A 15,170-nucleotide genomic window follows, 5' to 3' on the forward strand; every position below is an offset into this window, starting at 1 on the left:
AAGTACCAAGTAGGAAAAGATCTAATACAGAGAGTGAGCTTGCTCACGTCCCATACAAAGCAGTTGTAAACATATGATTTAATTAAATCATATTAATATTATAAATAGGATCTAGCCGGAAAGAGGAAAAACGGATCCCGCAACTTTGGATTGGTGATTTGTCAGTAGGGTGTTGGGAGCTCATCTTCCTGTAAGCAATGTCGCTTAATATAAAATCGTTGGCCAACGGGCTCTGGCGCTTGCCTAGGCAACGTTCCACAATAAATTATCCCCGCTTGACAACTACCAACCTGACGGAACGGAGTGACGAAATACTCGGCTGGGCAAGTCGGTTGGCGCTACCGGCTCCCGCATGGGCTCACCCAATGCAGCCCGTAAGGATTTGAATGCCGGCAATTGGCTAGCGGCCAGCACTTCGGCGGCCGATGCCCCGGTCGCGTTGCGTAGATCGAGGCGTCCGCCGCGGGCGATTAGCAGGTGGGCCACCGCTAAAAAGTTTGCTTCCGCTTGAGCCTGGTCTGATCGGGTCAACTGGCGCAGAAAGTCGGCTTGGTGCTGCACGAGCCAGTGCAGAGGAGTGTAGCCCTCGCGGTTGGCTTGATTTGGGTCCGCTCCAGCATCGAGCAGACTTCGCACAATAGCAAAAGAGGGGTATGCGCTACTGACGGCCGCCAGCAGCGGACTCATGCCTCCCGTAGCGCACCGCCCAGGCTGGGCACCAGCTTGAAGTAACGCCCGAACAGCCCCTTCGCTACCGGTTGCCGCGGCTTGTACCAACGGCGGCTGCTTAGGCTTGCCGTTGGGGGCGGCACCGTGGGCCAGCAAACGCTGCACCGGCGCCAGTTCCCCACGGCCTGCAGCACGGGCCAGCGGGGTGAACCCCGCGCTGTCGGCCACCTCCAACCGTGCGCCGTGAGTCAAGTACAGTTCCAGGACTTCCAGACGGAGCGAATCGCTACCCTCGAGCAGCACGTGCAGTGGCGTACGGCCGGCCTCGTCCTGATCGAGCAAGCTGACTCCTGCGGCGAGACAGGCCCGTGCTACTTCCTTATCCACCCGACCATTAAGCATGGGCGAGGCGCCACACCCCTGCAGCCGCGCACCGTGGGCCAGCAGCAGTTGCAATACGGGCAGCGTCAACGGTTCCAAAGCCTGGGCGGCAGGTGTATTGCCGGCGTGGTCGGTCGCATTCGGCGAGGCTCCGTGCGCCAGCAACTGCCGCACCAGGACTGTATCGGCATACCACCACAGGGCAGCGTGCAGCGGTGTGCTGCCTGTTTGGTCGGGGAGGCTGGCATCAGCTCCCTTGGCCAGCAGCGCTGCCACTAGCTTAGTGGTATTGCGGGCCACGCCCGGCCAGCGGTTGCGGCGGGCTTCCCCGTCGTTCTCGGCCGTATGATCCTCGCGCTGCAGTGCCAGAGCCCAGCCCAAAGGGGTGCGTCCCTGCTCATCTTGGGCGTTGGGGTCGGCGCCAGCCGCCAGCAGCAGGCCAGCGGCCTCCGCCCGACCTTCACGGGCGGCGCAGTGCAACGGGGTCGAGTGCCAATCGGTGCGCTTGGGGTAAAACCCGCGGGGCTCAGTGTAGAGGCTGGTTTCGCTGGCCGTGCGGGCGTCGGGTGCAGCGCCGGCGCGCAGCAGCAGGGCGATGGTTTCAGGCAAACCGGTTTCGGCGGCGAGGTGTAAGGCATTGTAGCCAGCCCAGTTGGCGGCCGTCATGCTGGCGCCCTGACGCAGCAGCAGACGTACCAACGGCACGTCGCGGCGGCGCACGGCAAGGTGCAGGGCGGTGGCGCCCTCCCCATTGGGCGCGTCCACGGCCGCCCCGTGGGTGACGAGGTAGCGCGCCATGCCCATCTCCCCGCAAGTAACGGCGTGGTGCAGGGGGCGCATTCCATTGACGTCTTCCTCCGCGGGGTCGGCGCCAGCGGCGAGCAGTAGATCGAGTAGGGCTACGCTGGCTGAGTCGGTCCGCGCCGGGAGTAATTCGCCGGGCGGTGGACGCCGCATCGCTCGCGGGCCAAATCCGCTGCCGGGGCTACGTTCGCGGCGGAAGTTGTGGTAAATAAGCCGGGACAAGTAAGGGGTCCAGGTTTGCCCGACTGCGGGGTCGGGCCCTACGTCACAGGCCAGCAGCAGGCGGGTCAGCGCCCGTTCGTGGGGTGGTACGGCGTCGAACACGAGGGCCAGCGGAAGGACACCTCCGGGGCCCGGTAACGTAGCCCAGGCGCCCTGGTCGAGCAAAAACTTCGTCATGGCCACCTGGTCGTAACTTAAAGCCACGTGCAGCGGGGCTTCGCCGGGGCGAGCAGTGCGTGGGCCAGGTAGTACCAGGATCATGCCCGGCTCAGTGGCAACAGAGTCGGGGTAGCGGTCATTCACTTGCGCGCCCCGAGTCAATAGGCGCCGGGCCAAAGCCAGGTCGCCCGTAGCCGCCGCTAATCGCAAAGAGTCATTGTTGCTGAGCCCGGAGCGGGCACCGGAAGGAATACCGGGCTCTTGGGCCGCGGTACCTTCGGCTGGGTACCCCAGCAGTACCACAAACAGGCTTACGAATAGGCGCGCTCCAAGCATTGGTAGCAAAATTATCAAATAATGTACTCCTAGGTGAGTCTTAAAGTACCAGATAATATGAAAGTTTGGTACCGCAGGTATGCAGCGGAACGTGCCCTTATGCCGGCAGATTGAGGTACAGGCTATTCTTTTGGACTAGAGCAGCGGCGGTATTGACACTAGGCATTGGAGAGCTAAAGCGCGAGGCGATACCAGTAGTGCAATATTTTGATTATCAAATGGTTTGCCAGTTGTTCATCCGCCCGAAGATGTCCCTGAGCTGAGTGTTGAGGTTTCCCAACTGCTGCACTGGTCATTATTTGCAGAAGTATGCAGTGGCTAGCTCAGGGCTATTATGATTCTAATGATTGCTGTTTGGATTAATGCTATTTGATTGCAATAATTTAATAAAACACAGCATAAGTGATTAAAAAGATGTTAATTTTGGAGTTTTCTCATTTAATGGTTGCACTAAGAGCATAAGTGTCGCTCTCATAATACCACAGGCGCATGGGCATTTTTACTGGTCAAAACCATCTGGCCACCTTTAAGTGGTGGTCATTCGTATGGCTGTTGTTGTGCAACGGCTTAGTCACACAAGCTCAGAGTTGGCAGTGGGCCCACACGGCTGCCGGCCAATCCAATTCTTCTGATATGGGGGTCGACGCGGCGGGCAATAGCTACGTAGTCGGCGCCTTTTCAGGAACGGGTGCTAGCACCATGTCATTTGGCAACAACGTGACGCTCACTTCTACAGGCGGCAGTGATATGTACATTGTCCGCTACGACCCAGCGGGACTGCCGCTCTGGGCTGGGCTGATTGATTTTGATCGGCTGGTTACAATGGCGGGGCCCGCCGTGACGGCCGATGGCAGCGGTGGCGCATACGTGTCGGGGCCGTTGCCCAATGGCGTAACTGTCACGTTCGGCTCCCAATCGGTTACAGGCAACACCGCCAACGATTCGTATCTCGTGAAATATAGCGGGAGCGGCGCCGTACAATGGGTGCAGAAGCTCCATGCTTCTGGAACGGATATCGTGGCCGATACCGGAGGCAACCTTTACTTGAGCGGCAATTTTCCTAACGTCACAGACGACAATTGGGCAACAGTAACCAAATTCTCGTCCACTGGTAGCGTGTTGTGGGTCTCCAGACCCAGTGCCAATAATACTAATGGTAATAGGTATTGCGCTACTTCAACCAGCAAGATTACCCTGGATAAAGTAGGGAATGTGTGGGCTACCGGTGTATTCTCAAACACCACTACGCTTTCAGGCGCCACGATAGGATGGGGAAGTTCTCTATCAAACAATTTTTCGTCTTCATCCACATACGGAACGCCCAATAAATTCGTGGTGAAGATCGGGGCCAGCGACGGGGTGGCCACGCTGGCTTACATCACTGAACAACCGACGACGTCGCCCCCCGATTACACCCGGGACATAGGCATAGTCGCCGACGACGCTGGCAATGTGTATCTGGCCACAGCTCAATCAAATAATGGCACATATGCGGTATCAATCGGTACCGGCAGTGCAGCAACTCCCTTAGCAATACAAGAGGGCACCACGGGCGGGTATGTAGCTCGGTTCAACAGCAGCGGCACTCTGGAGTGGGTTAAAGTTACTACCACCGCTTCCACAGCGACCGGCAACTGCACCATGTCTGGTCTGGCCCTGGCTACCGGAGGTGATATATACAGCAGTGGCTACTTCTCCGGCACCGTAAGTATTGCCGGCAACAGCCGCACCAGCGTATTGGATCCGGGTTCACGCCCATCGGACGACGGGTTCCTGACCCGCTATTCGGCCACGGGGGCAGTGGTTTCGCTGCAGATCTTGGCCGGGCTCAACGCCAGTAACCAATCCAGCCAAGATGTTATCAGAAACTTGGGTGTGGACGCCAGCGGTTCCTTGTACGTAGCCGGAGGCTATGCTTACCAATTGAACGTGGGTACGCTCACGCTACCGGACCTTAGCACCCTAAGTAATTTCGTCGCTAAATACGGCGTGAGCTGCAGCCAGCCCACTGCCAACGCGGGAGCCGACCAGAGTGCCTGCTCGGGCGGCAGCGTAACGCTCGGCGGCGCGGCAGCCCAAACGGGGGTTAACTACAGTTGGTCGGTGAGCCCCAGCATTGCGGGCTTCAGCAGCAGCCAGGCCCAGCCCACGGTGGCGCTGCCCACCGTCACGGCCAACACCCAGTACGTCTTTACCCTGACCGCCACCGACGCGCAGACGAGCGTATGCACGGCCTCGGATGCGGTGACGGTGACCGTGGCGCCCGCCCCGGCAACTCCCAATGCAACGGCTTCGCCGAGCAGCATTGCCCAAGGCCAGAGCACCACGCTGAGCGTAAGCAACGTGCAAAGCGGCGTGAGCTACAGCTGGAGCGGCCCCGGGCTGCAAACCACCACGGGCAGCAGCGTCACGGCCACGCCCCCGAGCACGGGCACGGCGCAGTACACCGTGACGGCCACCAACGCCAGCAACTGCACGGCCTCCGGGCAAGTCGGCGTGAGCGTGGCCGCCGCGCCGGTGCTGACGAGTTTCTCGCCTGCCTACGTAAAGCCCGGCGACGCCATTACCATCAGCGGCCAAAACCTGCAGGGCCTCACGCAACTGACCTTCAACGGCGCGCCGCAACCCACTTTTACGGTGAGCAGCGACGGCACACAGATTACCACTACGGTACCGGGGCCGGACTACCAACTGAACGGCACGTCCCGTCCCGTTACTACCGGTTTGGTGCGGGCCACCACGCCGGCCGGCACGGCCACCAGCCCGACCAAGCTGCGCATCTTCAACGTCATCGGCTACTACGATTCGTCGCGCGGGTATAACTTCCCCGCTGTCCAGAGCTCGACGTTCACCTACCCCATCAACAACGGGGACCAGATTTACCTGAAAGGCTCGGGGTTCCTCGGGGCCACCGGCGCCAGCTTCCGGGGCCTGATCGGTTGCGGCAGCGTGTCGTCGTTTGCCGCCAGCCCGGTGGTGCTGAACGACTCCATGCTGTACGTGGTATTTCAGTACAACTTGGCCGGGTTTGGTTACCCCTCGGTTTCGGCATCCATTACCACCTCCGTGGGTACCCTAGCGCCGTACGGCGCGCCGGGCAACAACTTCTTTTTCAACCTGCTGATCAATACACCATACGCTTCCTGCTTGTCGCCTACCAGCGGGCCGGCGGGAACCCGGGTGACGGTCAGCGGCAACTGGTCAATCAGCGCTGGCCAGGGAGCCACCGGCATTACCTTCAACGGCGTGCCGGGGCTGAACTTCGCCGCCAACTCCAACGGCGTTCAGCAAACGGCCACGGCGGACGTGCCGCCTGGCTTGAGTGCAGGAACCGTTACCGTGCAGGTGCAGGGCAATTTTGGGTTCGGTGGATCTACGTATCTGCGCCTGCCCTTTACCGTCACGGCGCAGCCGTCTATTGCCAGCTTCACGCCCCCCAGCGGGCCGACCAACCTGACGACGGTGACGCTGACCGGCGCCAACCTGATGGGGGCTACGGCCGTGAGCTTCAACGGCACCGCGGCGTCGGGCTTTACCGTGGATACCACCGGTACCCACCTGACCGTGACGGTTCCGAATGGGGCCACGACCGGACCGATTTCGGTGACGACGCCCCAGGGCACGGGCACCAGCACCAGCAACTTCACCGTTACCGGGCAGGGCCCGGTCGTCAGCTCGTTTGCCCCGACTTTCGCCAAGAGCGGGCAGACCGTCACCATCACCGGCGTTAACCTGACGGGGGCCACGGCGGTGCGCTTCAGCGGCGTGAGCCAGCCCTCGTTTACGGTGAATGCCGCCGGCACGCAGCTGACGGCCACGGTTCCGTTCGCCAACACGTCCGCGTCGCCGGACCTGCCGTCGGGCCTGGTGCAGGTGGTGACGCCGGCGGGCACGGCCACGTCGGCCACCGCGCTGCGCCTGCTGGCCGTGACGGCGGCCACGGTGGGCGCCAGCGCCTATCCCGGCGGGTTGACGGGCGACAACGCCACCATTAGCGGCTCGGGTTTCACCGGGGCCACGGTGGCCTACGTGCTAAACTCCCTGACCTACCCCGTGGTGTACACGGTGGTTAGCGAAACCCAGATTACCGCCACGGTGCCCGATCTGAGCGGCGTGTCGGCCTTGTCGGGCAACGGCGGGTTCGTCGTGACGAACACGCCCGGGCTGAGCGGGGCCAACTTCGAAGTGCTGAGCCCGGTTATCAGCTCCCTGTCGCCGAGCAGCGGCCCGGCGGGCACGGTGGTGACGGTGACCGGCTTCAACTTCCAGCGCACCGACCCGCGCTCGGGCTTCCCGATACCGGCGCAGATTACGGGCGTGACCTTCAACGGCGTACCGGGCACCAGCTTTCAGTTGCTGAGCCCCACCCAAGCCCGGGTGACGGTGCCTGCGGGTGCCGGCACCGGGTATGTGCGTCCAGTCGGCGGGCCGCTGCAGGAAGGCAGCTCGCGCGGTCTGGCCTTCACGGTGGCGACGCCGACCACGGCCAACGTGTGGACCGGCGCGACTTCCACCGCGTGGACGGCGGCGTCGAACTGGAGCCTGGGCACGGTGCCGGGTACTACCAACGACGTGGTTATCCCGGCCGGCGCCGCGCGCTACCCGGTGGTAAGCACGACGCAACCGGCCGTGGCTTCCGTATCGGTCGCCGCGGGGGCCTCGCTGAGCTTGTCGAACGGCACCCTGCAGGTGCTCGGCGCGCTGACCAACAACGGCACCATCACCCAAGCCAGCGGCTTGCTGGAAGTGCAGGCCAATGTGGTCAACAACGGCAGCTACACCACCACGGGCCAGGCCCCCCTACGTCTTGCCTCGACGACCACGGCCCAGCTGCTGGGCGGCTCCGGCACCACGCAGCTGTTCAGCCTACTGGTGGGCACTCCCGGGGCCACGCTGACCGGCCCGGTACAGGTGCGCGGCGTGGTGAGTCTGACGAGCGGCAACCTGGCGTCGAACGGCAACCTCACCCTCGTGTCGGATGCCCAGAACACGGGCATGGTGGCCAACCTGGGCAGCGGCGTCGTGACCGGCAACGTGACGGTGCAGCGCTACCTCAGCCCCGCGCTGAATGCGGGCCCGGGGTACCGGCACTTCAGCAGCCCGGTGGCCTCGGGCGCCACGGTGGCCGATTTGGCCGCCCCCGCTACCACGCCCGTGGTGAATCCGGCCTACAACTCGGCGCCGAACCCCTACGCCGTAACCCCGTTCCCGACGGTGTTTCAGTACAACGAGCAGCGCCTGACGGGCAGCGGGACCACGGCCGATTTCGACTACGGCTGGGAGTCGCCGGCCGCTACCAGCAGCCCGCTGACCGTAGGCCGGGGCTACACGTCGAATCTGAGCCCGACGACCGTGGACTTCACCGGTCCGCTGAACAACGGCGCCGTGCCGGTGACCCTGACGCGCGGCGGCACCGCGGCTTCGGGCTGGCAGCTGCTGGGCAACCCCTACCCCTCGCCGCTCAACTGGGACAACCTGGTGCGCCCGGCCGGCGTGGACAACGCCTTGTACGTGTACCGTTCCAGCGGGCAGTATACGGGCAGCTACGTGAGTTACGTCAACGGCGTGGGCCCGGCGGGCGCCAACATTGTGGCCATGGCGCAGGGCTTCTTTGCCCGGGTCACGACGGGTACAAGCGCAGCTACGCTCACCTTCACCAACGCCGCGCGCGAAGCCAGCTACCTGAACCCGGCCGTGTACCGCACGCAGGAAACCCGGCCGTTGCTGGCGTTGGGGCTGCGGCGCACTGGCAGCAGTGCTCCGGCCGAGGCCGATGCGTTCTACTGCTACCAGGAAGCCGGCGCTACGCCGGGCTTCGATTCCCGTTTCGACGCGCTGAAAATGCAGCTCAACGGCGGCCAGCAGCCCACGCTCTACCAACAGGATGGCGCCAACGGCTTTGCCATCCAGGGCTTGCCCACCGGCAGCCAGCCGTTTGACCTGACGCTGGCGGTGAATGCCCCGCAGGCCGGTTCCTACACGTTTGCGCCCGAGCAGCTGGTGAACTTCCCGGCCACCAGCCAGCTGCTCCTGGAGGACCGCCTGACCGGCACCTGGCACGACCTGCGCCAGGGCGCCTACACCGCGCAGCTGGCGCAGGGCTTGAGCACCGTCCGCTTTGTGCTGCACCTCAACGCCAGCCGGCCGCTGGCCACCGCGGCGCACCAGCTGGCTGGTGCCACCTTGCAGGTATACCCGAACCCGGCCACCGGCACGAGCGTGACTCTGGTCGCCGCGGGCCTGCCCGCCGGCAGCGCCGAGCTGCGCTTGGTCAATGCGCTGGGCCAGGTAGTGCAGACCCAGCCCCTGACTCTGCGCGGCCCACTGCTGGAGCAGCCGTTGGCAGTAGACAAGCTTCCGGTGGGGGTGTACACCGTGCAGTTGCGCACCAGCGCTGGTACGCTCACCCGCAAATTGGTGCTGCACTAACCCACTGAACCCCGCGAGCAACTTGCTTTCGCTCATCAATCCACCGTTGGCCGCCGCCAAGCAATACCTTTCCGGGCTCGGTGGCCCTGTCGCCTCAGCGGTTTTCCGTCAACAAGGGCTCGACAGCTAAAAGCTCGGTGGTTCTGACGCACAACGCCCCTGCTTCGCGCGAAGCAGGGGCGTTGTGCGTTATGGGATGTGGTCGTGATGCAAGGCCGTAGCCTGATGCGAGCAACGTTTAGCGATACCTTGTTCATCTGAACACTCTCGGCCGTAAAGTTGAACGGCCGTGGGTGGCTGTTGCAGAACTCACCCTGCAGAGGTATCGACTGGAGTTTAGGGCCGCCGGTTGCTGCGCACTCTTGTCAATTGTCCTCCCTACAATGTTGATGGGGCAGCCCGTACGGAGCTGCCGAGCACCGTTTTCCGCTTGGGGTATTTTTACTTCGTTATGAGCTTGGACCGGCGCTTGGCAGGCTTGGGTTGCCCGGCCGCCTTGCGGGCGAATGCCCCGGCGGGCATGGCCGCCAGAAAGGCTCCGTGGGTTCCGGCGGCTTGCGTGAGGATTCTGCCGCTAAACGCAACCGGCAGTTGAGCCTGCCCGGCCACGTACAGCGTTGTGCCACGCAGCGCCAAGGCCGTTGCCGCCGCGGGCCCGCCCGTAACCTCGCCGCGCAGCCAGGTCACGCGGCTCGTCGTGTCGGCGTCGAGCACATGCGCCACAAACAACTCCTGCGCGGTGCTTGGCGCCCGGGTTCGTTTCAGGGTAAGGGCCCCTAGCGCCAGGGAGTCGCTTAGAAACGTACCCGCTACGTACACGTCATGGCCTTTAACTAGCAATGCCTGGACTTGCTCCTCATCCGCGCCGCCGAGCTGCTGGGCCCAGGCAAAGCGTCCCTCGTCGCCGGCGGCCACCAGTTTGGTCAGGAATACGTCGCCGGTATGTCCGTAGGCGCTGGAACGCAATAGAAAAGGGCCGAACTTCGCTTTTCCGTAAAACTCCCCGGTCAGGTACACCTGGGCGCCTTCAACAGCCAGCGCCTTGCAGCGCACCACGCTGTTGCCGTAGCCCCCGATGCGTTGCGCCCACATAAACTTGCCTTGCTCCCCTCGGTCGTCGAGCCGGGCCACAAACGCGTGCCGGTCTTGGCCCAAGCCGAATGCGCTGCTGCCCGCCTCGGTCTTCGTCAGCAGTACGTTGCCGAACGTGATGGCCGGGGATCTGAATTCGCCGGCCACGTACACCGCTTCACCGGCTACGGCCAGGGCGCTGGCCGCGCCTCCTATGGGCATGGCCCACTGTACCCGTGCGGTTGCTCCCTCGTCCGTTAGCTTGGCCACAAACGCATTGTCGTACGCGACCGGGGTCTGCGCCAGGGTGATTTCCGCAAAGGAATTGCCCGTTACGAATAAATCGGCGCCTTGTACCGCCAGCGCTGCCAGGTAATTATCGCCGGGGCCGCCCCACGGAACAACCCACGTAAAGGCGGCGGTGTTCTGCGTCGGCGTGAGTTTGGCGAGGAAGGAATCTACCGTGGTGCCCGTGGGGTCGGTATTGTGCAGGGCGAGGGCTCCGAAGGTCACTACCGGGCTCTGAAAGCGGCCGGCCAGATACAGACTGGTTCCATCGGTAGCCAGGGCCTGCGCTCCGTCGTCGCCCGCTCCGCCCGCGCGCAGTGCCCACACGAAACGGCTCTGGCCAGGGCTCCACTTGGCCAGGAAAGCGTCTGCTCCCCCGGCGCTTTGCAACTGCAGGCTGCCCAGGGTCAGATGCCCCTCGAACCGGCCGGCTACATACACATCCCCGGCCGCATCGGTGACCAGCGCTTCAATGGCCGGGGCACTTGAGGCGCTGCTGCTATCGGCGAGAAGCGGCACGACTTGCTGCCAGGCTTGCCCTCGCGCCTGCTGCATGGCCATGAAGAGCAATAGGCCCAAACAGGGTAAAAACTTCATACTAGACCTGCAGTTAGCTGATTGATACTTGGTGGACGACGGCCTGTACAAATCCCGCAACGGAATTGATTGGCCCATGAGGTTTGCGGGGCGAAATTACTTAGCGACAGAACAGCCTAGAGGCCGTGCTTTAAATCTCTCCTCCATAAAGGCCATCTTTTATCTCTACTCGCTTTGTTGTATACTCTTTTCATTATCACCTATGATTAAAACCTATAGCTGCTGCTGCCTTGCGCCGAAGGCGTTCAGGTGTTGCGAATCGTTGGATCGTTTTCTCGTTGGTGCGAAAAGTGCGTCGCTTGTACAGTATGCTGCTAGCTTCGGCTGCGTCGTACTGGCCTTTATGTAGAAGCGCCCACGTGACCACGCATTTCTTGCCATTCTGGGGCCTTCACGGCTGTTTTAATATCCGTGCCATTCTCTGCTATGCTAGCATTCTTTGTTATAATCCAGCTACGCAAACTAAATCGCTCGTTTTTCTGAACAAACCCAGAGGTAAACAAAAGCCCCACCGAAATTGCTCCGGTGGGGCTTTGAGTTAACCATAGACTACCGTTCAGGCAGACGCGAACTGAGCTACTGGCCGTATTTGCTGACGACCACAACGGGAGCTGCGCCGTCGACCAGGGTGATTTTGAAGAGGTTGTCGTATTCGGTATCGGGGATATCGGCGAGTGGCCGCGGGGCGCCCAGCGCTTCAATCTGCGGCAAGACGGTGTTGGAATGGCCTACCACGACCACCGTTTTGCCCCCGTATTGCGTCCGAATCAGCGCCGCCAGTACGGCCGGCTGGGTAGCATCGTATACCTGGGGCACCAGGTTCGTGGCCGCGGCCAGCGGGGCGAGGGTGGCGCGGGTGCGCCGGAAGTCGGTGGTGAACAGGGCCGCCGGGACCGGGGTGGCCAGCAGCCGGCTCAATTCCTGGGCTCGCGCCTGGCCCGCCACAGACAACGTGGGGTCGGTCGGATGGGACGCATTATCCCGTTCGGCGTGCCGCAACAGGTGCACGGTGGTCACCACGGGCTGGACAGCTGGTGGAGCCGGTTCTTCTGACTTAGAGGAGCAGTTGGGTAGCCCCAGACAACCCGTCAGAAATAAGACCCAGAGAAACAGGCGCGTGCTCATAGCGGACAAGGCGGTTGATTGCGTTTAACGTGGCTACCCCAAGTTGAAGAGTCGTTAGGGCATCGGAAAAGTCGGCTCTGCAGAGCCGACGGCGTGAAGCAGCTGCTCCCTGTTTGCAGCCCTGCTCATGCGGAAACAGATGGTTCCAATGTACGGCATACGCGCCGATTTTCGGACCCGACACGCCCCATCTAGGCCCGCCCAGTCGACCCTTGCCAATGCCTGGCCAACGCCGAAGCGCTGACCACGGCCCAGGTGTTTGCCCGCTACGTTGGCAGCAACCTAGCTCAACTGGCCTGGCTGACCAAGGCGGCCAGCCGGTCGAGCACCCGTTGCGCGGCGGCGGTGAACGGGCGCGGCCGGCGGTCGATGAGGCAACGCGTGCCCCGGGGGCGCGGGTCGGGCAGGCGCAGCCGCGACCCGGCGTAGCAACGCTGCTCGTTGGCTTCTGCGGCGTGCCGGGCCTTCACGCGGCAGCCCCTGCCTGGCCTGTCAAGAGCGCTACGCTGACCAGCAGGTTGATACGCTTGGCCCCCGTGAAGATGCGTAGGAGGTAAAACGCCGAGGCCGCGTGGCACGTTAGACCACGAAACGCCCGTATACCTTCCTCCCATGCCTGCCCTCCTTGGCACCCTGCGCACGGGCACCAGCGGCATCGTCGTGCGGGGCCCCAAGGCCACCTTTCCGGAGGCCTATCAGGCCACGAGCCGCCTCACCTACTATGCCACCCTGTTTAACTCGGTGGAGGTTAACAGCACCTTCTACCGCATCCCCCAGCCCAAAACGTTTGCGGCCTGGGCCGCGGAAACCGGCCCTGCGTTTGCCTTTACCCTCAAGCTGTGGCGCGATATTACGCACGCCAAGAATCTTGCCGAGGACCTCTCCGGCATTGCCCGCTTTCTAGAGGCCGCACGGGCGTTGGGCCCCAAAAAGGGATGCCTGCTCATTCAGTTCCCGCCCAGCAACACCATTCGTCAGCTACACGCGGTCAGTGCCCTCTTGACTGCGCTTGCCGCAGCAGACCCTGCCCGCGAGTGGCGCAAAGCGGTGGAGTTTCGCCACCCCAGCTGGTATGCCGGGGATGCGTTTGAGATGCTGGACCACCACGGCGCCAGCCTCGTGCTGCACGATAAAGGCCCCGCCCGAAACGCCCGGCTCAACGAGGGGGCCGACTTTGTCTATATGCGCTTCCACGGCCCGCAGGGCAACTACCAAGCGTCCTACGAGCGCGACTTTCTGCACGACCAGGCCGAGGTGATACACGACTACCTCCGCGAGGGGAAAGACGTGTATGCCTACTTCAACAATACCATGGGCGCCGCGTTTGACAATGCCCAAGACCTGTACCGGCTGGTAGCTCAGCGGGCATGAGCCGTACGACGCGCGTCCGGGGCAGGGGGCGCCGGTGTCCAGGGCCAGGTCGTGTTTAACCACGGTGCGGGCCTACCTGGGTAAACCCTCCTTTCGCCAGAAAGAAGTTAACCAAATCCACCGTTATTATGAACACATGTTCATAATAACGGTCGTATAGCTGTACATTGTTCAGGTAAACAAAGGCCCCGTCTGTCAACAGCAAACGGGGCCTTCGTTTTATACAGCCTGCTCTAAAAGCAATCTTCAAAAACGACTGCCCTGACTACAGCCACTGGCGGGGAATGAGGCGGAACCCAGTGCCGTCTTTTTCCACATAGTGTAGGCAGGGATACTCGAAGTGGGCACCGGCCAGCAGCAAGCGGCGGTCAGCGGCCTGTTGCAGGGTGCGGATGCGCGTCTGCACGGCCAGCGCATGGTCGACGTCGGTAGCGAAGCCTACTTGGGGCAAGGCCGCCTGAACGGCCGGTAGGTTGAGCACATCGGCGCAGAACAGCAGCTCCTCATCGGCCGACTGCAGCCGGAAGCCCGTCTGTCCCGGGGTGTGGCCCGGCAAGGGCACCGGGGTGATGCCCGGCAGCAGCTCGGGGCCGGCGGCGCGCAGGGGCTCGTAGGGCTGCAGGGCCAGCCGGGCGTAGGCGGCGTTCTGCTGGTCGTACTCGCTCAGGTCCGCGTTGTCGAACCAGTAGGCCGCTTCGGTTTCGGACACCCACACCCGGGCGTTGGGAAAGGCTTTCTGCCCGTGTTCGTCCAGCAAGCCGTAGTAATGGTCGCCGTGCAGGTGGGTCAGCAGAATGAAGCCGATGTCGGCGGGCTGCACGCCGATAAAGGCCAGGGCCTCGCGCAGGCGGCCCTGGATAGCGGGAGCCATTTTGGCACCCATACCCGTGTCAATCAGCACCGGGGCGTGGTCGTCGGACTGAATGAGAAACACGTTGGTGGTCAGGGCCGCCGGGGTCGAGCGAAAGGCGCGCTGGAGCTGCAGCTGCAGGCCGCCCTCGGGCACGTGGGTGAAGTAAGGATCGGCGTCCGGAAAGCGGCTGTCGTTGAGCACCGTCACCAGCTTCCGGCCGATGGGCCATTGCAGCACCGCCGGCAGGGTGGCAAGTGGGGGTTGTTGTTCCATGTTTGTGGGGTTGATGGAACAAACGTAGAGCGGGCCAGTTACCCAGAAAAGAAGGCACTTTGTAGTGCTTTACGCACCCAAAAGTGAAAAATGGAAACGCAGCCCAGCAGCCCGGAAAAAAAAATGTCGTTGTTCTGCCAGGTCATGACGATGGCCGACCAGCCGATGCTCATGGACGAGACCTGCCTGCTGCACCAGGCCGTGATGCTGCTGGCCGACAAGTGGACCTTGCTGGTGCTGCTGGCGCTGCTGCCGGGCGTCAAGCGCACCAGCGACTTGCTGCGGCAAATCGACGGCATCTCGCCCAAGATGCTCACCCAAACGCTGAAGAAGCTGGAGGCGGCCGGCATCATTGCGCGTCAGGTATACCCGATGGTGCCGCCCAAAGTGGAGTACCGCCTCACCGAAACCGGCCAGGAGCTGGAAGAAGTGCTGGCCAGGCTCTACGACTGGTCGGTGAAACGCACGCAGCTCCACGACGCCCGGTAGCGCAGAGCAGCGGCCACAGTCAATGACTGGAGCCGCTTGTTGGGAATACGCCTTCCCGTCGGCTATGCCAACTGCTTGCCTCGACGACTTCTGCCACAAGCTG

At 62.7% G+C, this 15,170-nt stretch carries 9 protein-coding genes; 3 read left to right on the forward strand and 6 right to left on the reverse strand.

Translation table 11 applies throughout. The features are described 5' to 3' along the window. Positions 1–282 precede the first annotated feature (282 nt). The gene (locus tag FDY95_RS07035) at positions 283–2,571 is read right to left on the reverse strand and encodes an ankyrin repeat domain-containing protein (RefSeq protein WP_317129479.1); all 2,289 of its coding nucleotides are present in this window, start codon (positions 2,569–2,571) and stop codon (positions 283–285) included. Between the two features lie 1,040 nt (positions 2,572–3,611). Then, positions 3,612–3,938 (reverse strand): hypothetical protein, encoded by a 327-nt coding sequence (locus tag FDY95_RS26235; protein WP_171025562.1) that lies wholly within the window; start codon positions 3,936–3,938, stop codon positions 3,612–3,614. A gap of 736 nt (positions 3,939–4,674) precedes the next feature. Here FDY95_RS26235 and FDY95_RS07040 point away from each other — a divergent pair. Then, complete coding sequence (locus FDY95_RS07040; RefSeq protein WP_171025563.1) at positions 4,675–9,000, forward strand: IPT/TIG domain-containing protein; 4,326 nt, start codon at positions 4,675–4,677, stop codon at positions 8,998–9,000. A 441-nt stretch (positions 9,001–9,441) separates the two neighbouring features. Here FDY95_RS07040 and FDY95_RS07045 read toward each other — a convergent pair whose 3' ends face one another. The 3 genes from FDY95_RS07045 to FDY95_RS07055 all read right to left on the reverse strand — a co-directional run bounded on the left by FDY95_RS07045 (position 9,442) and on the right by FDY95_RS07055 (position 12,551). Then, positions 9,442–10,956, reverse strand: coding sequence for a hypothetical protein (locus FDY95_RS07045; protein WP_138076060.1), 1,515 nt, complete (start codon positions 10,954–10,956; stop codon positions 9,442–9,444). 576 nt (positions 10,957–11,532) lie between these two features. Continuing rightward, positions 11,533–12,081 (reverse strand): histidine phosphatase family protein, encoded by a 549-nt coding sequence (locus FDY95_RS07050; RefSeq protein ID WP_138076062.1) that lies wholly within the window; start codon positions 12,079–12,081, stop codon positions 11,533–11,535. 287 nt (positions 12,082–12,368) lie between these two features. Beyond that, a complete protein-coding gene (locus FDY95_RS07055; protein WP_138076064.1) occupies positions 12,369–12,551 on the reverse strand; it encodes a hypothetical protein in 183 nt (60 codons plus the stop codon). Positions 12,552–12,693: 142 nt separating this feature from the next. Here FDY95_RS07055 and FDY95_RS07060 point away from each other — a divergent pair, with 142 nt between their 5' ends. Further along, on the forward strand, positions 12,694–13,452 hold the full coding sequence (locus FDY95_RS07060) for a DUF72 domain-containing protein (RefSeq protein ID WP_138076066.1): 759 nt from the start codon (positions 12,694–12,696) through the stop codon (positions 13,450–13,452). A 265-nt stretch (positions 13,453–13,717) separates the two neighbouring features. Here the strand turns inward: FDY95_RS07060 and FDY95_RS07065 are convergent, their stop codons facing one another. Then, the gene (locus FDY95_RS07065) at positions 13,718–14,578 is read right to left on the reverse strand and encodes an MBL fold metallo-hydrolase (RefSeq protein WP_138076068.1); all 861 of its coding nucleotides are present in this window, start codon (positions 14,576–14,578) and stop codon (positions 13,718–13,720) included. Between the two features lie 90 nt (positions 14,579–14,668). Between FDY95_RS07065 and FDY95_RS07070 the strand changes: the two genes are divergently transcribed. Then, positions 14,669–15,067: a winged helix-turn-helix transcriptional regulator gene (locus FDY95_RS07070; RefSeq protein ID WP_212744860.1), complete on the forward strand. Its 399-nt coding sequence runs from the start codon at positions 14,669–14,671 to the stop codon at positions 15,065–15,067. The last annotated feature ends 103 nt before the right edge of the window (positions 15,068–15,170 follow it).

It is taken from the genome of Hymenobacter jeollabukensis (genome assembly GCF_005771675.1).
GTDB lineage: Bacteria > Bacteroidota > Bacteroidia > Cytophagales > Hymenobacteraceae > Solirubrum > Solirubrum jeollabukense.

Excerpts from the sequence above, each read along its gene's own strand:
- FDY95_RS07065 (WP_138076068.1), bottom strand. The coding sequence starts at position 14,578 with ATGGAACAACAACCCCCACTTGCCACCCTGCCGGCGGTGCTGCAATGG.
- FDY95_RS07070 (WP_212744860.1), top strand. The coding sequence starts at position 14,669 with ATGGAAACGCAGCCCAGCAGCCCGGAAAAAAAAATGTCGTTGTTCTGC.
- FDY95_RS07045 (WP_138076060.1), bottom strand. The coding sequence starts at position 10,956 with ATGAAGTTTTTACCCTGTTTGGGCCTATTGCTCTTCATGGCCATGCAG.
- FDY95_RS07060 (WP_138076066.1), top strand. The coding sequence starts at position 12,694 with ATGCCTGCCCTCCTTGGCACCCTGCGCACGGGCACCAGCGGCATCGTC.
- FDY95_RS07035 (WP_317129479.1), bottom strand. The coding sequence starts at position 2,571 with ATGCTTGGAGCGCGCCTATTCGTAAGCCTGTTTGTGGTACTGCTGGGG.
- FDY95_RS07050 (WP_138076062.1), bottom strand. The coding sequence starts at position 12,081 with ATGAGCACGCGCCTGTTTCTCTGGGTCTTATTTCTGACGGGTTGTCTG.